Annotated in this window: 20 protein-coding genes and 2 tRNA genes; all 22 read right to left on the bottom strand. The window is 42.2% G+C overall.

Features of this window, described 5'->3' with window-relative positions; genetic code table 11:
• Positions 1-51: 51 nt before the first annotated feature.
• Positions 52-1,059, bottom strand: a complete 1,008-nt coding sequence (locus MHB41_RS00410) for a serine/threonine protein kinase (RefSeq protein WP_080701255.1) — start codon at positions 1,057-1,059, stop codon at positions 52-54.
• Positions 1,043-1,780 carry a VWA domain-containing protein gene (locus MHB41_RS00405; RefSeq protein WP_034284249.1) on the bottom strand — a complete coding sequence of 246 codons (738 nt, stop codon included), beginning with the start codon at positions 1,778-1,780 and terminating at the stop codon, positions 1,043-1,045. Before MHB41_RS00405 ends, MHB41_RS00410 begins: the two co-directional genes overlap by 17 nt.
• A 76-nt stretch (positions 1,781-1,856) precedes the next feature.
• On the bottom strand, positions 1,857-4,340 hold the full coding sequence (gene spoIIE, locus MHB41_RS00400; protein ID WP_340899544.1) for a stage II sporulation protein E: 2,484 nt from the start codon (positions 4,338-4,340) through the stop codon (positions 1,857-1,859).
• Positions 4,341-4,543: 203 nt separating this feature from the next.
• Positions 4,544-4,615: transfer RNA gene (locus tag MHB41_RS00395), tRNA-Glu, on the bottom strand.
• 25 nt (positions 4,616-4,640) lie between these two features.
• Positions 4,641-4,714: transfer RNA gene (locus MHB41_RS00390), tRNA-Met, on the bottom strand.
• A gap of 177 nt (positions 4,715-4,891) precedes the next feature.
• Positions 4,892-5,287: a S1 domain-containing RNA-binding protein gene (locus MHB41_RS00385; protein WP_008357409.1), complete on the bottom strand. Its 396-nt coding sequence runs from the start codon at positions 5,285-5,287 to the stop codon at positions 4,892-4,894.
• 82 nt (positions 5,288-5,369) lie between these two features.
• Complete coding sequence (locus MHB41_RS00380; protein WP_003217952.1) at positions 5,370-5,744, bottom strand: septum formation initiator family protein; 375 nt, start codon at positions 5,742-5,744, stop codon at positions 5,370-5,372.
• Positions 5,745-5,762: 18 nt separating this feature from the next.
• The gene (yabQ, locus tag MHB41_RS00375; protein ID WP_122632219.1) at positions 5,763-6,401 is read right to left on the bottom strand and encodes a spore cortex biosynthesis protein YabQ; all 639 of its coding nucleotides are present in this window, start codon (positions 6,399-6,401) and stop codon (positions 5,763-5,765) included.
• On the bottom strand, positions 6,398-6,706 hold the full coding sequence (gene yabP, locus MHB41_RS00370) for a sporulation protein YabP (RefSeq protein ID WP_024425646.1): 309 nt from the start codon (positions 6,704-6,706) through the stop codon (positions 6,398-6,400). The genes yabQ and yabP overlap by 4 nt, the downstream gene beginning before the upstream one ends.
• Positions 6,707-6,779: 73 nt before the next feature.
• Entirely contained in the window at positions 6,780-7,040 is a 261-nt protein-coding gene (locus MHB41_RS00365; RefSeq protein WP_008341839.1) for an RNA-binding S4 domain-containing protein, read from the bottom strand.
• Positions 7,037-8,521, bottom strand: a complete 1,485-nt coding sequence (gene mazG / locus MHB41_RS00360) for a nucleoside triphosphate pyrophosphohydrolase (RefSeq protein WP_340899547.1) — start codon at positions 8,519-8,521, stop codon at positions 7,037-7,039. The genes MHB41_RS00365 and mazG overlap by 4 nt, the downstream gene beginning before the upstream one ends.
• On the bottom strand, positions 8,511-10,115 hold the full coding sequence (locus tag MHB41_RS00355; RefSeq protein WP_135033211.1) for a polysaccharide biosynthesis protein: 1,605 nt from the start codon (positions 10,113-10,115) through the stop codon (positions 8,511-8,513). Before MHB41_RS00355 ends, mazG begins: the two co-directional genes overlap by 11 nt.
• A gap of 190 nt (positions 10,116-10,305) precedes the next feature.
• A complete protein-coding gene (spoVT, locus tag MHB41_RS00350; protein ID WP_034284159.1) occupies positions 10,306-10,842 on the bottom strand; it encodes a stage V sporulation protein T in 537 nt (178 codons plus the stop codon).
• A gap of 139 nt (positions 10,843-10,981) precedes the next feature.
• The gene (gene mfd, locus MHB41_RS00345) at positions 10,982-14,515 is read right to left on the bottom strand and encodes a transcription-repair coupling factor (protein ID WP_041105720.1); all 3,534 of its coding nucleotides are present in this window, start codon (positions 14,513-14,515) and stop codon (positions 10,982-10,984) included.
• Between the two features lie 68 nt (positions 14,516-14,583).
• Positions 14,584-14,814, bottom strand: a complete 231-nt coding sequence (locus tag MHB41_RS00340) for an anti-sigma-F factor Fin family protein (RefSeq protein WP_003217967.1) — start codon at positions 14,812-14,814, stop codon at positions 14,584-14,586.
• Between the two features lie 55 nt (positions 14,815-14,869).
• Positions 14,870-15,436: an aminoacyl-tRNA hydrolase gene (gene pth, locus MHB41_RS00335; protein ID WP_217008953.1), complete on the bottom strand. Its 567-nt coding sequence runs from the start codon at positions 15,434-15,436 to the stop codon at positions 14,870-14,872.
• A 140-nt stretch (positions 15,437-15,576) separates the two neighbouring features.
• Entirely contained in the window at positions 15,577-16,203 is a 627-nt protein-coding gene (locus MHB41_RS00330) for a 50S ribosomal protein L25/general stress protein Ctc (RefSeq protein WP_034284155.1), read from the bottom strand.
• A gap of 138 nt (positions 16,204-16,341) precedes the next feature.
• The gene (locus MHB41_RS00325) at positions 16,342-17,295 is read right to left on the bottom strand and encodes a ribose-phosphate diphosphokinase (RefSeq protein WP_101676974.1); all 954 of its coding nucleotides are present in this window, start codon (positions 17,293-17,295) and stop codon (positions 16,342-16,344) included.
• A gap of 22 nt (positions 17,296-17,317) precedes the next feature.
• On the bottom strand, positions 17,318-18,688 hold the full coding sequence (gene glmU, locus MHB41_RS00320; protein ID WP_340899551.1) for a bifunctional UDP-N-acetylglucosamine diphosphorylase/glucosamine-1-phosphate N-acetyltransferase GlmU: 1,371 nt from the start codon (positions 18,686-18,688) through the stop codon (positions 17,318-17,320).
• Positions 18,689-18,886: 198 nt separating this feature from the next.
• Positions 18,887-19,183 carry a septation regulator SpoVG gene (spoVG, locus tag MHB41_RS00315; RefSeq protein WP_008357439.1) on the bottom strand — a complete coding sequence of 99 codons (297 nt, stop codon included), beginning with the start codon at positions 19,181-19,183 and terminating at the stop codon, positions 18,887-18,889.
• Between the two features lie 224 nt (positions 19,184-19,407).
• Positions 19,408-19,785, bottom strand: a complete 378-nt coding sequence (gene ridA, locus MHB41_RS00310) for a 2-iminobutanoate/2-iminopropanoate deaminase (RefSeq protein ID WP_024425639.1) — start codon at positions 19,783-19,785, stop codon at positions 19,408-19,410.
• A gap of 38 nt (positions 19,786-19,823) precedes the next feature.
• The gene (gene purR / locus MHB41_RS00305; RefSeq protein ID WP_024427197.1) at positions 19,824-20,657 is read right to left on the bottom strand and encodes a pur operon repressor; all 834 of its coding nucleotides are present in this window, start codon (positions 20,655-20,657) and stop codon (positions 19,824-19,826) included.
• Between the last annotated feature and the right edge of the window lie 52 nt (positions 20,658-20,709).

Below are 20,709 nucleotides of genomic sequence, written 5' to 3'. Positions count from 1 at the left end.
CTATCACTTTCAGTAGCTCCAAGCAAAGAAGAAGCCTGCTTTTTTCCGGCTCTACAACAGGAACAAAACCACATATGCACAGTAAAGAGCGAGTACACTGCACACGATAAGAATGGTTTCAAAAAGTCCGCCTGATTTTTTACGCACTGACGTTCTTTTTGCTGCTGCAGCCCGCGATCGTGAGGTCACTTGTTGATTTTGATTAACAGCAGGTTTTGGCGCGTTTTTTTGCTGCTGCTTCTTCTGGCGCGATTTCCTTGATGCAATCAGCTGTCCTTCTTTCAGCATCGCACTTTTCATGTCTGCTGCTGATTGATATTTACCTTGTAGAGCAGCCTTTAACACCCTTTCATATCGCTTTAATAAAGGATGTCCTTCAATAGCTCGATAAAGCTGCTTTTCTGGTTCTGCTCCTTTTTTGAATTCTTTCTTATACGCACAGTTCACCATCACCATCGTCAGAGCAAATAAATCATAAGTTGGTTCAGCTTTTCGTGTACCGAATCCCCAATAGCCTCGATCAAAAAACTCGGTATACTCCTTAATTGCCCTGCCCGCTTTCGTCGTTCCTCCCACATCAATGCACCGGATCGTGGCCGGGGGCCCAGAAACAATGAGATTATCCGGCTTTAAATCACCAAAAATCCAGCCTTCCTGATGTAAATGAGCCAAGCTAGATAAAAGCTGAATCATTAAAACCACAATCCACTCATCACCCTTTTGTTTCACAAATTCAAGCAGTAATGGGCCTCTGACATATTCCATCACATAAAAAGAGCGTTTTTGAGGCATACCAGGATAAATCGCATCATCCATATCATAAAAAGAAGGCCCCATGGTTTTCACAGGAGCCTTTGAAAAGGATTTTAAAACATTGACTTCAGATGCAATGAGCATACTGTCATCACTCACTTTAAGGGCCGCTTGCCCATGTGGCGATTCGGCCAGATAGACAACACCGTTCGCCCCTTTTCCAAGCTCTTTTACAATACGGTAATGATGGTGGTGCCATTTCCCTTGAATCACCGTGCCTAACGGGATGTTAGAAGCCGAATTCATCATCATGCTCTTCCTTTGCTTCAAGCAGCCCTTTGCGTGAACGAACTGATTTGAAATGCTGAAGTGCTTCCCGAAGCGCTGGTCCCGTTGGGGTGATTCCTCCAGTGGTCAGTTTTGGGAAAATAGATGATAATGAATCGAATCGAGGCGTCCAATTCAACACAATTTCAGCATCTGAGTTTTTCCCGGGAAATACACACATCCCAAACTGATTTTCTCCAATTCTTGAATTTAAACTGATGGAAAGGTCGATGAGTGCTTCTTTTACGGTCGGCAGCTTCGGTTTCATACTTGCACTTGTATCAACAAGCACGAGTACTTGAAGGTGAACCGTCTCTCCTAACTCATCTACAACCTCCATTACTTCCCCGCGCTTATCAGGTGGAAGTTCTTCAATTTCAGCATCTTTGCCGAGAATTTGCTGCAATTCTTTATTCACAACACCTTGCAGGGTTTGTGTCATCGCTTTTTTTGTGACCATTTGTACTGTTTGAGATAACTGCTGGACGTAGACAACTTGATGGATGCCTCCGCCTGCGAGAGCAATCCCCTCTACTTCCTTCATCGCTTCATGATCGTGTCTGTTTTCTTCCATAATGCCAATGACATTGACTGTAATCCCTTGTTCCTTTGCCAATGAGGCAATCGCAAGCGGATCTTCCCCGTGATTTGAGCAGCCATCTGTAATCAATAAGATTTGGTTGACGTGACCTTTTCGCATCTTCATTCCTCCTGGGATTGTAACTGAATGCTTATATCCCCATCATCGCCAGAAGAAATTCATATTATACGATATTTTAAGAAATCTCTTGTTTCTCAAGATAGAATGTACCGGTCGGAATGGAAGCCCATTTTGGTGTGTTGTGGTCGAGCCTGATGACAACAACTGTCATATCGTCATCAATTTGGCCTGCTCTTGTTCGAATGACCTCTTCCATTAATAAATCAGCAATTTCTTGGGGATCTTCTGTTTTAAAGCTTTTCATTTTCCGTTTCACCCACAGATCATGATTTTCAATATGCTTTGGCCCTTCAAAAATGCCGTCACTCATCATAATCAATAGATCTCCTGCCTTCATCTGTTCACTCACAACCTCGACTTCGAATTCATCAATAATACCGATTGGCAAGTTGCTTGCTTGTACCTTCATAACCTGATCACCCCGTTTAATAAAGCTGGGTGTTGAACCAATTTTGAGGAACTTACAGCTCGCATCCTGTAAATCAATGATCGATAAATCCAATGTTGAATAGATCTCGTCCGTCGTTCTTAAAGATAAAATACTATTAATGGTTTTAATCGCCACTTTTTCATTGATACCTGACGCCAATATTTTTTCTAACAGCTTAATCGTTTCATTGCTTTCAAAATGAGCCCGTGCTCCGTTGCCCATTCCATCACTAATAGCTGCAGCATACTTGCCCGCACCAAGCTCCATCATGCTGTAGCTGTCTCCAGATACCAGTCCTCCGCCTTTTGCTGCATGTGCCACGCCTGTAGCCACTCGATATGATTTAGCAGAGCCAAATACAACGTGGCAATAGCCTGTTGGATGCTCTGCACACTGCTCTGCTTTGACTAAAATCTGTTCTTCTAAAATATCTGAAAGCATTGGAGCAATGATTTTTTCACATTCCCCATGCCCTTGGCAATATGGGATTCTCATTTCAATATCCACATTTCCCTGCTCCAAGCTATAGATTTCTACTTGCTGGATTTCAATGCCAAAGTGCTGAAGCGCTTCTATCATCTGCTCTTCCTGAATAAAATGCTGTTCTCTTTCTCGTTTTATTTCCCGGGAAAAATCCTCCATTACTTGCGAGACCCCCATCAGCTGTTCAGCCACAAGACGTCTGCTGTCTTGGACTTTTTTCTTCAATGTCTGATTGGCTTTATAGTAAGCGATCTCCTCTTCGATCAATTCCTCGACATGTTTTGATTTTGAGCAGTGCTGACTAAATTTCTTTTTCAATTTTCGGTTATGCTCATACGTTTTTTCATCAGATTCATGCATAACTTGTTTCATTAGTTCATAGGTTGTATCAAAGTTCTGCACCCAGCATTTATTTTTCTTATAGCACGTTTGACAGGATCGTTCTGTGATCGTACTTAAAAAAAGATCTACATCCTCTTCCTGCTTCTTCTCTTCAGGAATGGATTCGTAAAATGTCGCAAAACTCTCAGACAGCGCATGAAATACATGAGAGAACTGATCTACCTTTTTTGCTGTCACGTCTCGTACCTTCCGAGCATATTGCTGCTGCTCTTGTACATGCTCTACCGTACCAGGAATGTATTTCGCTACCTTGGAGGTGACTGATTGCGGCGTGAGCAAAAAGAGTGCAACCGCTATAAGTGATTCATACAGTGTGGTCAGGAGACCTGCTGATCCTTCCCCGTACAGTGAAATGAGTAAGGAACCCACAATTAAGCCGATGGCTGCCCCTGCTTTCTTCCCTTCTTTCAGCAATCCGCCTAATAAGCCTGAAAAGGCAAGAAGACTCATCTGATAAAGGTTTCCGATGTTAGCGAGACCGAGAATTAATCCTGTCACAACACCGACCGTACACCCAATACTGGCTCCGCCAATAAAGGCAAATGTCAGCACTACATAACGTGACAAAATATGCTCTGCCTGCATTCCTTGAAATGTGATCCCAGCAAGACCAGTTAAAACTGAGGCAATTAAAATCATAAAACAAATAATTTCTTCGACCTTTAATGAGTGTTTAATTTTCCTGACTGTAAAAATCGGCAGGCTTTGAAGAAAAATCAGAGTCAAAATGAAGGCAAGTCCTGCTTCGACACCCGCCATGACGTAATCATAGCTTTGCACAGCACCTTGCTCTAGGTAAACAAACGCTCCTCGGGTGATCAGCATTGAGAGAACAATGACAATCGGTAATGTTTTCACTGGGTCTTTGATGATGAAAGAAACCACATTTGACATAAGGAGAAACATGAGCAGCGACGCAAACACAAACAATGCATTTTGAGGTGATATCGTCATCGCCCCTGCGAGTAAAGCTAGACAAGCAAGCATCGCCTTATCTCTTTTAATAAGCAGCATGGAACCAAAGAAAGGCAGAGCAAACGGCATAATTTCAGATAATATAAAGGCTCGTCCTAATAAAAAGCCTAGAACAACATAAATAAACCCTTTATAGAAAAAAAGAGAATGCGTGTGATGAAGAAACAGGTTTTTCATCTTTTTTAATCCCGCACTGATTCTTTCAAACCCCGCTCCTGTTAAATCAGTTCTTCTTTCTAGTTTTTCCATCTTCTCATCCCCCACCTGATATTCGTTGCTTGTCATTATAGCGAAGGCGAAAAGGAAATTTTGTCAAAAGAAGTTGTCGTTTCCATAAAACGTTCGACGCTTTATTCGTCAAAGAGGCATACTTTCATGAAAGTCGATGTCTTTCATCAGAATTTTACGAAGGCACAAAAAAACAGCTTTCCTATAGAAAGCTGTTTCGAAGATGACCCGTACGGGATTCGAACCCGTGTTACCGCCGTGAAAGGGCGGTGTCTTAACCGCTTGACCAACGGGCCTTGCTTTATGTTCTAGTTAAAAGGATAGCGGCGGAGGGGATCGAACCCCCGACCTCACGGGTATGAACCGTACGCTCTAGCCAGCTGAGCTACACCGCCATAATGAAAATGCGCTAAGAAGCACAAGAACTATAATACAAAGGATTCGCTTGCCCGTCAATAGAAAGTTTTAAATTAAATGACGAAATCTCAAAAAATGTCGGATGGATCATGAAAAAAAGCACCTGCTGAACAGCAGATGCTTTGTTGTGAAAATATATAGAAAGCAGCAACAAGTTAACCTCTTCTTGCTCCGCGCCCCCCACGTTTTGATTCCGTGTTACGTTTTAAAGATGTTAAGCGATCTTCGCTATCTTTTAAGAATTTGTTCATTTTTTGTTCAAACGATTCCTTCGGACGGAAATCATTTCTGCTTGGTCTTGATTGTTGTTGAGGACGATCTTTTGCTTTTTTAATGGACAAGCCGATTTTACCGTCTTTTTCAACGTTAATCACTTTCACTTCAACTTGTTCACCGACTTTTAAATGCTCATTAATATCTTTTACATAGTTATCGGCTACCTCACTGATATGAACGAGACCAGTTGAACCGCCTGGCAACTCCACAAAAGCTCCAAAATTTGTAATGCCCGTAACTTTCCCTTGTAACTTGCTGCCAACTTCAATCGACATAAAAAAAGTGCTCCTCCTTAGACTTATAAAAAAATCTCATTTGTTCAATTATACATAAACTGAATTTTAAGTGTCAACAAGGCTAATCGCTCTTATTGCCCACATCAAAGATTTTTTCGCCTTTTTTGGACATATAATAGTCCCGTCGTGCCAGTTCGAGTACGTATTCCTTGCTTTTCAGCTTCTTAATTTCATCAGAAATATCTTCCTGCTTTGTTTGTAATTGCTTCAACTCTTTTTCGAGCGCAACCTTCTTCTCTTCTTTTTCCTTTAGTGAAGACGATTGCGACCAGAGGGCACTTGTCACCAAGACAGCAAACATGAGCACGATTACACCAAACACGGTAAGCCTTCTAAGGAGTCCGCGACGTTTGCGTTTTAAGCGCTGCGCTTGCTGTTCCATTTGTTTTTGGTAATCATTTTGAATTTGTGCGATATTTCTTTTTCTCTTGTTCAAAATTGAAGGCCTCCTCTCTTACTTTGTCCAGAATTGTTTCCATTTCGTTTTGATGGTACCAGATAATTTCTTGGCCCCTTGTAAAATTCCTGCTCCTTTTGAGAAAAACAATCTCATTGATGTTCGCCATTTTTCGGGAATCCGATGAATAATGGTCACATTGAGTAACCAGATGAGCGGATAACAAACAATCGACAGCACCTTCCACACGAGCCGAAACGTAAAACGAACAAGACGTAAGAGCGAGTGGAGCAAGAACAGAATAGCACTTATGATCAATGTGATCATCCAGCGTATCGGCTGGAAGACAACCGACATGACCAGCCTTTTTAGGAAGAGAACGGTTTGATATACACACATCATGATAAACTTGAGAATCTTGAGATACAAATGTTTCATCAATGCCTGATACATCGAGAAACCTAGAGCAACGGCTAGAAAAATATAAAGCCTGAATTCTCCCTCATTTGTCAGCAACAGGACGTAAAAGAATAAGAGACCCTGTACCATCCAAAAAAGGAGATCATGGATAGCCAAAAGCCATTTTGCTGTTTTTTCCCGGTTCACAAACAGCTTGTACGTATCAAGCGATGCGCCCAGCCAGATGCCCATCGCCGCCATGGAAAGCATCGTATAAAACTGGACTGTCAGCGTCATTTAAACAGCTTGCTAAAAAATCCTTTAGCTTTCTCCCCGTGCTGCTCATCCACATAGATTAAATCAAAGACACGCCCTTTGATCGACACAACGCCCTTTTCGACGTCTAGATTTTTCATTTGCAGATTTTCTCCGCGGATGGCGAGAATCCCCATGACCGTCTCCAGCAGAAATTCCTCACTATCAAAGCTTTCCACTTGTTTGACACCAGTAATATCTAAATGCTTTCTGTTTCGCATTGTGACATTGTGCTCCGCGTCTGATGACAGCTTCGTGCCTTGAGGTTGATTATAATATTGATTCATCTATACATCCCCCATATCTCATACTTGCATGTTACTGCATTGTATGTGATAAGAGGGTCATTTAGAACAAGCCCTATTCTGCTGTTTTTTCTTCTTTTAGCACAGTATACATGCCAGCTGCTTCTTCTTTTTTCGTCGTGTCCTTTAACTCGTTGACTTGAACAGTCACTAGTTTTTGACCAAAGCGGATTTGCAGCTCATCTCCTTCTTTCACGTCAGAGCTTGCTTTCGCCTGTGTTCCGTTAATAGATATCCTGCCTTGATCAGCTACTTCTTTTGCCAATGTTCTTCTTTTAATTAAACGGGACACTTTTAAAAATTTATCTAGTCTCATGTGTGTTCACCTCTTTCTATGCGTTTCGCATCGTTCCATAGATCGTCCATTTCCTCTAGCGTTAAGTCATCTAATGAACGGCCCATGTCCTTTGCTTTTTGTTCGATATGCTGAAAGCGCCGTATGAATTTTGTGTTGGCAGAAGCGAGTGCCGTTTCAGGCTCTAGGTGATAGAACCTGCCAATATTAACGAGAACAAACAAAAGATCTCCAAATTCATCTTTCATTTGCTTCGTTGCACCTTCGTCCGTCTTCTCTGCCACTTCAACGAGAAATTCCTGCTTTTCTTCTTCGTATTTGTTCCAAATATCTTGAACATTTGTCCAATCAAAGCCTACTTTGGCAGCTTTCTTTTGGAGCTTATATGCCTTTGTTAGTGCCGGAAGTGTCGCCGGAATCGATTGCAAAATAGAACCGGTACGCTCTGGCTTCTCCTGCTGTTTGATTTTTTCCCAGTTGGCCACCACATCTGCTGCCTCAGAAACATTCGTGTCACCAAACACATGGGGGTGGCGCCGAATCATTTTTTCTGTGACATGCTGGATGACGTCATCGATTGAGAAATAACCGTCATCTTCGCCAATTTGAGCGTGAAGTAACACCTGCAGCAGCACATCGCCAAGCTCTTCCACTATATGATCTGGGTCATCTTCATCTATCGCTTCAAGCAGTTCATAGCATTCTTCAATTAAATATGGTTTCAGTGATTCATTGGTTTGTTTTTGATCCCATGGACAGCCGTCCGGACCTCTTAATGTACGTATGACGTCACGGAAGGTGTCAAATTGTTGATAAAGCAGCTGTTCATCTTGAATCGGAGGAACATAAACACTCGTTAAGTTATTTATCGACACATCTCGATCAAGTTCAAATAAAGGAACGGCAGTCATCTGTTCCTGACTGCTTCCAGCTGCTGTCACAATATAAATTTCATAATCGTCAGGGAGCTTTTCCATCAGCGTGAGTTTCACATTCGAAGCTGTCATCTGATCATATACCTGACAAATCAGGACGTGCTGGGTTAATTTCAGATCATCCGCTCTCATATCCCCTGCATCAACGAATTGTAATCCCTCGATGGGGTCAATCTGCAAGGAGTTGAATGTCGCATCTAGAAAGCTTTGTCCACCAGCGACAGACACCTCAATCCCGCGCTCTTTCTGCCCGGCGACGAGCAGCTGTACGGTCTTTTCTGCCACAAATGGATGACCAGGTACAGCGTACACAATGTCTTTTTCCGCTGCCTCTGCAAATAATATTTCGGTAATTTCCTGATACACCTGATCAAACTGATCATGCTTTTCATAAATTTCATCAAAAAAGGTGAGAGATGGGACCTCCTGCATTAACTCTGCGGTAAGCGGATGATCCTGCGTTCTCATAAATACTTCTTTCGCCTGCTTCAGCTGCTTATATACACCGAGCGTCAGCTGATCCATGTCGCCTGCCCCGAGACCGACGACGGTAATCTTACCTGCCATTTTGATTCCCTCTCATCTGTTTAAAATATAAAATCTTTTCTCCTAATGGAATGAGTCTCCATTCCTCGTCCGTAAATACTTCTAGCTTAAGAATACTATATAAAAAGGCGAAACCACCAATAAAAACTGATGTCAGGCTCTCTAAAACGGAAAACGGGCGTTTTTCAAAGGGAATCACCCATGAAAACAGAGCCTGATATCCTATTAAGACCACAGCCATGAAGGCGGCTGATAAAAGAATTTTCACCGGGAACAGCTCTCTCAACGAAATCCATCCTTTATGCTTCAAATAAACGGCATTGAGAACGGCTGCTGTGAGAAAACCACATACAGTTGACCACGCGGCACCATGGATGCCAAATAACGGTACAAGCGCAATCGTTAGAATCCATTTCACCAGCACGCTGAGGACCACCACAACAGCAGGATATACAGTATGCCCGAGCCCTTGCAGTAAAGCCGCCTGCGTAATGGCAATCGACGTAAAGACGATCGATATACAAAATATTTGCAAGGCATCGGTGCCTAAATCATTACGAAAAAGCATTGTATTGACTGGTGCTAAAATACAAATCAGTCCAACCGCTGACCCTATCCCTAATACCGACGTGGTCTTAACCGATGATCGAACTTTTTGCCGTATCGTTTCATGCTCTCCATTCCTCATGGCTGCAGATAAAAATGGCACAAGAGAGGTTCCGATGCTGATGGCAAACACCGTTCCGAGCTGTAAGAAAGGCTGGCCTCGGTCATATACACCTTTCGCCGCCTTTGCCGCCGCTTCACTGAGACCCTCGCTGCGCAGCAGCGCATACAGATGAAAAGCATCAATCATTTGCATCCATAAAATGAGCAAACCGCTGACACAAATCGTCAATGTATACAGCACCAAACTCTTCATAACATCTTTTTTTCGAAGTGTCGCCTGTTTGCCTGACATACTTGCAGCAGACTGCTTTCGATAGGTCAGCCAAAGGAAAAGAAGCAAAATGAGCGAGGCCGCACTTCCTGCGATAGAAGAGAACACCGCACCCGCCCCTGTTTCATAAAGCGAATAGCCGTGCCTCACGAAATAGAAGGATAAAACAAGCAGGACACCTACCCTGATGAGCTGCTCAACCAATTGAGAAACAGCTGTTGGAAGCATCAGACCGTCACTCTGAAAAACTCCCCTCAGCATCACGGTGAGCGGCAGAAATAGAAACACAAAAGCACTCATCTGGATGAGCAGAATTAATTGACTGTCTGCCATAAGACTCGCAATTGTGCCTGCTCCTATGTAAAGACAAAGAAATAAGGCTAGGCTCAGTAAAGTGATATAGACTAAGGATACCCTTGTAATGATCCGTCGATTCTCTTCCCCATGCTCACTCAAAAGCTTGGACACCATGACAGGAAAACCTGTTGTACCAAGCATGATGGCAATGCCAAGGAAAGGATATACCTGCTGATAAATATAAAACCCTGTATCCCCTACGATGTTTTGAAACGGGACACGGTAAACAGCACTTAATATCTTTGATAACAAGCCTGCGATGGTCAAAATCACCGCACCCTGGAAAAGCCAATGCGGCTGATTCACAGCATTTTTCATGGATGACTCCTTTAAAATAAATCTACAGTTAAACGCACTCATTATAACATACGTGAATGAAAAGACGTTTCTTTCTAAGGAGTAGACGGCACATGTCTCGTTTTGTTTCATCCCATATAAAAAACCGACAAAATCAAATGATTTCATCGGCATTCTTTCATTTTATCAAGATGATATAGAGTTATTAGACCTAATGTTCCATTTGACGGGCTAAGAAGCCAGCTGCTGTCTCTGCCGCTTTATGCTCCACTTCTCCCATTGAACGCTCTTTAGAAAATAAGACGACGGCGCCAATCGGATCTCCGTTTGCAACAATAGGTGCAATGGTATAAGAAGATACGTCATCATCAATACCATCGACAAGTTGAATTTCTTTTTTGCTTTCTTCTAACACAGAATTACGCTGATCCATTGTTCGTTCAAGTAAATCACTGATGGATTTGTTCAAGTACTCTTTTTTCGAACTGCCGGATACAGCAATATACGTATCTCGATCACAGATCAGGATGGAATGACCCAGACTGTCGAATAATGCATCAGCATATTCCTTCGCGAAGTCTCCTAGCTCACTAATCGGCGAATACTTCTTCAAAATCACTTCTCCATCGCGGTCGACGAAAATCTCAAGCGGATCTCCTTCCCGGATGCGCAATGTTCTGCGAATCTCCTTCGGAATAACCACTCTACCTAAATCATCGATGCGGCGTACAATTCCAGTTGCTTTCATTCACTGCTGCCTCTCTTTCGTTTGATGATGTGTTGGGTGAATGAAACAAAAGCGTCCACTTTATGCAACATTCACCACTTGACCCTGAGTTTAGTATCCGTCACATCAAACGTAATATACACGAGAGACAAACAAAATTTTATGAAGATGGAATGGTTTCTTTTTTCACATCTTGAAGGCCTCGAAGCATGTTAAGGACAACCTCAAGCCATTCCTCGGTCTTCTTGCCTTTCGTTTGGACAGAAATAATCAGCTTGCTGCCTTCCATTCCTAACCCGATTTCACGTCCATATTTACTGCCGAGCTCAAATAATTTTTGACCGTCGATTTCACTGCTTGCTTTCTCATCAAGAGTCATTCTGACAATGCCTTTCTCCATCTTGATCAGCTCGACACGTTCCTGGACAGCGTACACCTTCATTGTCGCAATCGTAAACAAGTCAGCCACTTCTTGCGGATATTCACCAAATCGGTCGATCATTTCATCCTGAAGCTCTTTTCTCTCTTCAATCGATCCAATTGCTCTGAACTGTTTATACATTTCAATCTTTTGCTTGCCATCCGAAATATAAGTGTCTGGGATGTAAGCATCAATTTGCAGATCAATTTCTGGCTCGAACTTATCTTGAGCCGTTGTATCGCCTCTTCTTTCCTCAATGGCTTCTTTCAGCATTTGAGAATAGAGGTCGAATCCAACCGAATCAATGAAGCCATGCTGCTGAGCACCAAGTAAGTTCCCTGCTCCTCGAATTGTTAAATCACGCATCGCAATTTTAAACCCAGATCCGAGCTCTGTGAATTCTTTAATGGCTTGAAGTCTTTTCTCCGCAACTTCAGAAAGAACTTTATCTTTTCGATACGTGAAATAAGCATAAGCGACACGGTTCGAACGCCCGACTCGTCCTCTTAGCTGGTACAGCTGAGAGAGCCCCATTTTATCGGCATCGTGGACGATGAGCGTGTTCACATTTGGAATATCGACTCCCGTTTCAATGATGGTGGTACTGACCAACACATCTGATTCACCTTCAAGGAAATTGATCATCACTGATTCCAGCTCGTTCTCACTCATTTTCCCGTGCGCATAACTGACTTTTGCGTCTGGGACTAGCATGGAGATTTCGTCTGCTTTTCGTTCAATATCCTCAACACGGTTGTAAAGGAAGTACACTTGACCGCCGCGTGCTAATTCTCGCTCTATCGCTTCTCTGACTAGAGCGCCATTATACTCAACCACATAGGTTTGAACAGGGAAGCGGTTTTCAGGCGGTGTTTCAATAACCGATAAATCCCGCACGCCAAGCATGGACATATGAAGCGTACGCGGAATTGGCGTAGCTGTTAATGTCAGTACGTCGATATTGGCTTTCATCTGCTTAATTTTCTCTTTATGCGTCACACCAAAACGCTGTTCCTCATCAATGATCAACAGTCCTAAATCCTTGTAGACGATGTCTTTTGAAAGAAGGCGGTGTGTGCCGATAACCATATCGATCGTTCCGTTTTTCAGCCCTTTTAACGTTTCAGTTGTTTCTTTTCTTGTACGGAAACGGCTCAGCTGCGCAATTTTGACAGGGTAGTCTTGGAATCGGTCCATGATTGTGTCAAAATGCTGCTGTGCTAAGATGGTTGTCGGAACAAGCAAGGCTACCTGCTTCCCGTCAGCAATCGCTTTGAAGGCCGCACGAATAGCCACCTCCGTTTTTCCGTAACCCACATCTCCACAAAGCAAACGGTCCATTGGACGTTCCCGCTCCATATCCTGTTTAATTTCGTGAATCGAACGGATTTGATCATCTGTTTCCTGGTAAGGGAACGCAGATTCAAACTGGCGCTGCATCTCATGATCAGGCGAGAAAGCATATCCTTTGCTTGCCTCGCGTTCTGCGTACAGTTTAATCAGATCATCTGCGATGTCCTGTACAGATGTTTCGACTTTTTTCTTCACGCGTTTCCAATCGCTGCCGCCTAGTTTGTACAGCTTTGGTTCTTTACCTTCTGATCCTACATATTTCTGCACCTGATCAATTTGTTCAACCGGTACATAAAGCTTGTCGCTTCCTTGATAATGAATATTTAAATAATCTTTATGAATGCCGCCGATTTCAAGCGTTTCAATTCCTAAATATTTACCGATCCCGTGGTTAATGTGCACCACATAATCGCCGACTTGAAGCTCTGAATAGCTCTTGATCCGCTCTGCATTGGTCAGCTTTTGCTTACGCGCCTGTTTTTTCACACGTTTCTTGAAGAGTTCACCTTCTGTGATTACAGCAATTTTTGATAACGGCAGTTCAAAGCCTGTTTGCAGCTCACCTTGTAAAATATACACCTGTCCGCTCACAAGCTCAGCGTCCGGTTTAGCAAGAGCGGCTTCAATGTCATAATCATGCAGAACAGACGACAGCTTTTCTGTCCGCTCTTCATCAGCACCTAAGAAGACAACCGTGTATTGCTGTTTTTTATAGCGTTCAATTTCACTCGCCAGCACATTCATCTGTCCGTGGAAATTCTGCATTTGCTTACTAGATACATTGACGATATTTTGCGGATTTGTCTGCTGGACATGTCTCAGGAACAAAGAGTAGTACAGAATGGATCTCGATTGCTGATTGATCAGTTCTTGGAACGGGAAAGATAGAGATAAATCATGAAGAATATTGCCTTCTTCAAGCAGACTAATTGTCCAATCGGCTTCTTCCTGTTCAAGCTGTTCTTCCATCTCCTGAATTCTGCTGATTTCATCTAAAATAATAATCGTATCCTGCGATGTGTAATCTAGCAAACTAGCAGGCTTTTCATAGAAATAGGACAGGTACTTCGTCATTTCCTGTGTCACGATGCCTTCTAGCAGCTTCTCGCGATCAGCAGAAATATTTTGATGAAGCAGTTCTTTTTGCTGATCTGAGTTGAATTTCTTTAAGCTCTTCGCCAGCCCTTGATCAAGCTGTTCAATGGCTCTCACTCGTTCAGGACCTCTCACAATTAACTCTTTTGCAGGACCTATTTTGATTTCTTGAAGGGTTTCTAATGAACGCTGTGTATCCGAATGAAACGTTCGAATCGAGTCTACTTCTGTATCAAACAGTTCAATACGGATTGGATGATCTTCCGTTAACGCATAGATGTCGATAATTCCTCCGCGCACACTAAAATCTCCGGGCGCTGCAACCATCGAGGTCCGGTCATAACCAATTTGTACGAGCTGTTTTGAAAACGCCTCCAAATCAATTTCTTCACCGATCTTTAAATGGATCTGACTCTCCTTCCAGAGCTCAACTGGCGGAAGCATCCTGCGAACCGCAGCAGCGGGAGTGACGATAATGGGGTTTTCTCCATTCGCAAGTCGATTCAAGACATCCAAACGCTGTGCTCTCAGCTCAGGACTGGCCACTGCAATTTCTGAAGCGATGAGTTCATTGACAGGATAAAGAAGAACCGAGCGATCCGGCATCACACTTGCTAGATCATCTGTTACCTTCTGCGCCTGATATAAATTGTGAGTCACAATAAACATTGGCCGCTTCAGTTCGTCTGATATCGCGGCTGTAAATAAAGATCTGACGGAGCCTGATAGTCCGGCAAGCAGCTGTTCTTTTAACCCTTCCTTTAGTCCATTAAAAATAGACTGAAAATCATCACTTTGTTTGATAAATGATTGTATGTTTTTCATTTGGCTCCTCCTCCCTGTTTGTTTAAAACAGAAAAACGCTTTGGTCTAATATCTACACCAAAGCTTTTTTATTGAATAAAAGTATGATACTGATGGTAATCAGGATTTCTTTCAAGCGCCTCTTGGCAATCCTCACAAATGGTTTGTACATGTAAATCACCATTTTCCCTATAAGAAATCATATCGTTTCTTTCCTCATTTGTTAAGTGATGAAATCCAAGTGCTTCACTTTGGACAGCAGATTCATCTAGACTGCCAACCTTTACACCACAGTGGCGGCAGTAATAATGCAAAGCCATACGTGATCCTCCCATGCTGAGATTTTATGATCAGTATGTGCTTCGCTTATCATTCTTATACCTTCTTGTTAAAATCATTCATCACTTCTAAAAATGGCTTTTTTAAAGCTGCTTCACAAGCCTCGACAGACGATTGAATGGCTGATACAATGTCAGGCTGTTCTTCTTCTGAGAAACGTCCTAGTACGTAATCAACGACCTTCATGCCGTTTTGAGGACGTCCAATGCCGATACGGAATCGGTCAAATTCAGGTGAGCCTAAATGCTGAATCAATGATTTGATTCCATTATGCCCGCCTGCACTTCCTTTTGTACGTAAGCGAATCCGTCCAGTTGGCAAATCAAGATCATCATAGATCACTTTCAAATGTTCGAGGGGAATATCGTAATAGTCCATCAGCGGACGCACACATTCTCCTGATAAGTTCATATATGTAAGCGGCTTCACAAGTAGAACCTTTTGCCCCGAAACAAACCCAGTTCCAAATTGTCCATGGAATTTTGATTGATTTAAAGGAATGTCCCATTTTTTCGATAATTCATCTATTGTCATAAACCCGACATTATGTCTTGTTTTTTCATATTCTTTTCCTGGATTGCCTAATCCAACGAATGCAATCATGAAACCAATAACCTCCTTTGTCACACAGCACACGCCTAAAAAATGAGCCAATCAGATTGCCTCATGTAAAAACGTATGAATTCTTTTCATTCTAGCACAAAAGACGCAACCGCGGGAGGGTTACGTCTTTAAATGACCAGTTATTCTCCATCGTCATCCTTTTCTTTAATGGCCTCAGGCTCTTGCGGCTCTTCTTCGCTATCCGGCTCAGGAACCTCTGATTGCTGAGGCGGCAGAATGGAGGCAACGACTTCTTCTGGATCGTTATTGATTTGATAAGATGACTGAACAGGCAGATCAGCAACTGTTAAGACATCATTGACTTCTAAGTTTGTAATATCAGCTTCAATATTCTGCGGAATATCTTTTGGTTTCGCTGTAACAGATAGTTCAAATAGTGGCTGCTGAAGCACACCGCCATCTTTTACCCCTTTAGACTCGCCAATCAGCTGTATTGGTACATCTGCCTCAATTTCACGCTGTAAGTCAACGACTTGGAAATCAGCATGAACAAGTTCGTTTTTCAACGGATCTGTTTGTAATTCTGTCACCATCACAGATTTCGTTTCACCACCCACGTCTAAGGTGATGATTGTATTCTTCCCTTCATCACGTAAGGTTTTTAATAAATCGATGCTGTCTAATGAAACAGCCAGATTGTCTGTATTTTTTCCGTATATGACACCAGGAACGTGTCCTGAATGACGGATTTTTTGCAGTGTGGAACGTTTGAAATCAGTTCTTTTATTTGCTTTTAAAGTTGCCATATTCAGCACCATCCTATTTCTTTTTTGTCACTACTCTCATAATTACCCATAACCGAATCATTTTAAACCTATTTGCCGTGAATGATGATAGCAAAAAGACCCCAAGCTTGATGCCTAGGGCCTTTTTTAATCAGAAAATCAGCTAAAAAGGTAGCTCACAGATTCTTCTTCATGTACACGGATGATGGCTTCTGCAAGCAAAGGCCCAACTGAAAGCGGAATGAATTTTCCAGCTTTCTTGTCATCAGTTAATTGAATACTGTTTGTCACAACCAATTCTTTAATTTTAGAGTTTGTGATGCGTTCTACTGCTGGTCCAGACAAGACTGGGTGCGTACAGCAAGCATATACTTCAGCTGCTCCATTTTCGACTAGCGCATTTGCAGCAAGTGTAATAGTACCAGCTGTATCAATGATATCATCGATTAGAATGGCCGTTTTGCCTTCAATGTTACCAATAATGTTCATGACTTCAGCAACGTTTGGCTTTGGACGGCGTTTGTCGATAATTGCGATTGGCGCTTTCAGGCGGTCTGCCATTTTACGCGCACGTGTCACACCACCGTGGTCAGGAGACACAACAACGACATCATTCAAGTTCTTCTGTTCGAAATAGTTTGTTAAGATTGGCACAGCCATTAAGTTATCGATTGGAATATCGAAGAAACCTTGGATTTGCGGCGCATGAAGATCAAGCGCAATCACACGTGTAGCACCTGCTGTTTCAAGCAAGTTTGCAAAAAGCTTCGCAGTGATTGGCTCACGAGGTTTTGCTTTACGATCTTGACGTGCATATCCGTAATAAGGGATCACAATATTGACAGTTTTCGCAGAAGCGCGTTTTAGTGCATCCACCATAATGAGCAGTTCCATAATATGCTCATTGACTGGCGCACTTGTTGATTGAATAACATAACAATCACAGCCGCGGATACTTTCTTCAATATTGATTTGGACTTCACCGTCACTAAAGCGTTTAACAGAGCTCTTTCCTACATCAACTCCGATACGATCGGCAATTTCTTTGGCAAGTTCAGGGTTTGAATTCAAAGAGAATATCTTTAAATTCGCATCAGCATAACGATTAGACATGGTAAACCTCCGGGTATTTGGATTATTTTTTATGAATATTTTTCACATAATCTTCTTTATTGACTTGTCTTGCTCTAGCAATAGACAATGCATCCTGCGGTACATCTTCTGTAACCGTTGAACCGGCTGCAACATATGCCCCTTTTCCGACAGTGACTGGTGCAACGAGATTTGAATTACAGCCAATAAATGCGCCGTCTTCAATCTTCGTTAAGAATTTGTTTTTCCCATCATAGTTGACTGTAATGGAACCACAGCCAAGATTTACATCAGTTCCAACCTCTGCGTCTCCAATGTAGCTTAGATGAGATGCTTTGCTGCGGTCTCCGAAAACTGTTTTCTTGATTTCGACAAAATTTCCGATTTTTACTTCATCGCCAATTTTCGACAACGGGCGAATATGAGCAAACGGTCCAATTGTCACATCAACTCCAACCTCACTATCGCAGACGACAGATTGCTTAATGACTGTTCGATCTCCGATGATGCTGTCAACAATTTCAGTGTTTGGCCCAATAGTGGCGTCTGCACCGATTTTTACATTCCCTTTGATGACCGTCCCAGGATAAATAACTGTATCTTCACCGATGACAGCATCTGGCGAAATATACGTGTTCTCAGGATCAATCAAGGTCACACCATTCTTCATATGCTGATGATTAATACGTCGCTTCATGAATTGCTCTGCTTGTGATAGAGCGATACGATCGTTAACTCCAAGTGTTTCTTCAAAATGCGGTGTTTGATAAGCTGCAACTGTTTGCCCTTCATTTTTTAGAATTTCAATAACGTCTGGCAAGTAGTATTCACCCTGTGCATTTTCATTCGACACTTGCTCAATCACACGGAAGAGATCTTCATTTGAAAAGCAATAAGTCCCTGTATTAATTTCATTCACTTGAAGCTCTGCATCGTTCGCATCTTTATGCTCCACAATTTTCACGACAGCACCTGTTTCGTCACGAATAATACGGCCATAGCCTGTCGGATCATCCGCATGTGCTGTTAAAATAGTGACTTTCGCTTGATGTTTTTGATGCTCGCTTAACATGGCTTCCATTGTTTCCGCTGTCAATAATGGCGTATCACCACAAATGACAATGGTTGTTCCCTTTTCCTGCGCGAGGAACGACTTTGCTTGTTTGACGGCATGGGCTGTTCCCAGCTGTTCTTCTTGAAGTGCATACTCACTTCTGTCTCCAAGCTGCTCTTTCACGTCCTCTGCACCATGACCGACAATCGTCACCAGCTTGGCTAAAGAAAGCTTTAACGCTTCATCTGCCACATGCTCGACCATTGGCTTTCCGCAAACTGGATGAAGTACTTTATATAGCTTTGACTTCATTCTCGTTCCTTTTCCCGCTGCTAAAATCACTGCGAACCGCTTATCCATTGATTGGCCTCCAATATCCCTATTATCCATAGAAAAATATATCCTAAATAAAGACTGATTTCAAGGATACATAAGGAAGTACAATAATTTTCTAACAGATGAAAGACTTAAGAAACAAGAGAAAGAACGAAAAAAAGACAGCATTTAAAAGAAAACATTCATTTTCTCTTAAAGCCGTCTTTTTAAGTTCACATATGATTAAGAAGCTCCAGCTTCTTCATATTCAATTGTTTCTTCCTCTTCGCCTAAGCGATGATATTCATTTAATACAGCATCTTGGATTTTACCCCGAGTGCTTGAATTAATTGGATGTGCAATGTCGCGAAACTCTCCATCGGGCGTGCGTTTGCTAGGCATTGCAACAAACAACCCATTATTTCCATCAATCACACGAATATCATGAACAACAAATTCGTGGTCCAGCGTGATGGATGCAATCGCCCTCATGCGACCATCGGTATTCACGCGGCGTAATCTTACGTCAGTAACTTCCACAGTAGTTCACCACCTTTTCCCAATATAAAAGCATTACTTAGGTATTCAACGATCGTGGTGATTCTCCTGCTCTTTTTTTAAACTTTTTTTGAAATATCGGGATATTTATACATTATTTGTCATATTCGTGACGACGCTTACATTCTCAGCATAAAAAAAGACATCATGATGATGTCTTTCCCTGCATATGATGAAACCAAACGGCTTTCATTGAGAGTGCCTGTTTATTTCACTAATGCAACTACTTCTATTTCTACAAGCGCATCCTTTGGAAGTCTTGCCACTTCCACACATGAACGAGCTGGCTTATGTGTATGGAAATACTCACCGTACACTTCATTCACTTCAGCGAATTGTTCCATATCTTTGATGAAAACAGTTGCTTTCACGACTGTTTCAAAGGAAGCACCTGCTGCTTCAAGTACAGCCTCAAGATTACGGAATACTTGATGTGTTTGTTCTTTAATATCTCCATTGACAAAATCTCCAGCTGGGGTTAATGGAATTTGCCCTGAGCTGTAAAACATGTTATTGACAATAATTCCTTGAGAGTAAGGTCCAATGGCTGCTGGTGCATGTTTGGTTTGAACAACTTTTGTCATATCAATCTCTCCCATTCAAATACATGTTTAATCAAAGCTTACGCTTTCGGATGAAAAAACTCGTGGAAATTGCCTTCATTGATCTCAATGATTTTTTGCTTCATATCAATGGTTGAAAGCTTTAACAATGAGACATATTCATCGACAAGACGTTCATCTACGCCTTCATCTTCTAAAAGAACACCGATCCCTGCAACATTTGCATTAAATTCCTCAAGCAAATTCATCATGCCGTTAATGGTTCCGCCCGCTTTCATAAAGTCATCAATGATCAGCACATTGGAGCCTTTATCTAAGCTGCGCTTTGCAAGGGACATGGTTTGAATTCGGTTAGACGAACCTGACGCATAATTAATACTGACTGTTGATCCTTCGGTTACCTTATTATCTTTTCTAACGATCACAACAGGCACATTTAAATAACCCGCAACAGAATAGGCAATTGGAATACCCTTTGTCGCAACGGTCATGACGACATCAATCGCACGGTCCGCAAAGATGGTCGCAAACAGCTTACCGATTTTCGCAAGAATCGATGGATTACCTAAAACATCGGTTAAATATAAATAACCGCCAGGAAGTACACGTTCAGGAGTTGATAATGCCTCTCCGATATCGTTTACTACGTCATCTGCTTCTTTTAGGTGAATTTTAGGAATATATTTCACTCCGCCAGCAGCGCCAGGTACAGTAAGCAATGTGCCTATTCCCTGCTGTTCGAAGGTCTGTTTGATAATCGTTAAGTCTTCACTAATGGAGGACTTTGCAGATTGATAACGTTCTGCAAAAAAAGTTAAAGGTACTAGTACGTGCGGGTGGGCTAACAAATAATTTGTTAAGTCCACCAATCTGCCGCTTCGACGAAACTTCATGAACTTACCCCCAGAACCCGAATAATTTATGAATAATATAACTTAATATACG

Source organism: Bacillus sp. FSL H7-0578 (genome assembly GCF_038630855.1).
In the GTDB taxonomy this organism is placed as follows: Bacteria; Bacillota; Bacilli; order Bacillales; family Bacillaceae; genus Bacillus; species Bacillus safensis.
This window is presented reverse-complemented; position numbering and strand designations above follow the sequence as displayed.

Coding starts and splice junctions, on each gene's coding strand:
- MHB41_RS00410 (WP_080701255.1), bottom strand. CDS start 1,059: ATGAATTCGGCTTCTAACATCCCGTTAGGCACGGTGATTCAAGGGAAA.
- MHB41_RS00405 (WP_034284249.1), bottom strand. CDS start 1,780: ATGCGAAAAGGTCACGTCAACCAAATCTTATTGATTACAGATGGCTGC.
- spoIIE (WP_340899544.1), bottom strand. CDS start 4,340: ATGGAAAAACTAGAAAGAAGAACTGATTTAACAGGAGCGGGGTTTGAA.
- MHB41_RS00385 (WP_008357409.1), bottom strand. CDS start 5,287: ATGTCGATTGAAGTTGGCAGCAAGTTACAAGGGAAAGTTACGGGCATT.
- yabQ (WP_122632219.1), bottom strand. CDS start 6,401: ATGACGCTGACAGTCCAGTTTTATACGATGCTTTCCATGGCGGCGATG.
- yabP (WP_024425646.1), bottom strand. CDS start 6,706: ATGAATCAATATTATAATCAACCTCAAGGCACGAAGCTGTCATCAGAC.
- MHB41_RS00365 (WP_008341839.1), bottom strand. CDS start 7,040: ATGAGACTAGATAAATTTTTAAAAGTGTCCCGTTTAATTAAAAGAAGA.
- mazG (WP_340899547.1), bottom strand. CDS start 8,521: ATGGCAGGTAAGATTACCGTCGTCGGTCTCGGGGCAGGCGACATGGAT.
- MHB41_RS00355 (WP_135033211.1), bottom strand. CDS start 10,115: ATGAAAAATGCTGTGAATCAGCCGCATTGGCTTTTCCAGGGTGCGGTG.
- spoVT (WP_034284159.1), bottom strand. CDS start 10,842: ATGAAAGCAACTGGAATTGTACGCCGCATCGATGATTTAGGTAGAGTG.
- mfd (WP_041105720.1), bottom strand. CDS start 14,515: ATGAAAAACATACAATCATTTATCAAACAAAGTGATGATTTTCAGTCT.
- MHB41_RS00340 (WP_003217967.1), bottom strand. CDS start 14,814: ATGGCTTTGCATTATTACTGCCGCCACTGTGGTGTAAAGGTTGGCAGT.
- pth (WP_217008953.1), bottom strand. CDS start 15,436: ATGATTGCATTCGTTGGATTAGGCAATCCAGGAAAAGAATATGAAAAA.
- MHB41_RS00330 (WP_034284155.1), bottom strand. CDS start 16,203: ATGGCAACTTTAAAAGCAAATAAAAGAACTGATTTCAAACGTTCCACA.
- MHB41_RS00325 (WP_101676974.1), bottom strand. CDS start 17,295: ATGTCTAATCGTTATGCTGATGCGAATTTAAAGATATTCTCTTTGAAT.
- glmU (WP_340899551.1), bottom strand. CDS start 18,688: ATGGATAAGCGGTTCGCAGTGATTTTAGCAGCGGGAAAAGGAACGAGA.
- ridA (WP_024425639.1), bottom strand. CDS start 19,785: ATGACAAAAGTTGTTCAAACCAAACATGCACCAGCAGCCATTGGACCT.
- purR (WP_024427197.1), bottom strand. CDS start 20,657: ATGAAGTTTCGTCGAAGCGGCAGATTGGTGGACTTAACAAATTATTTG.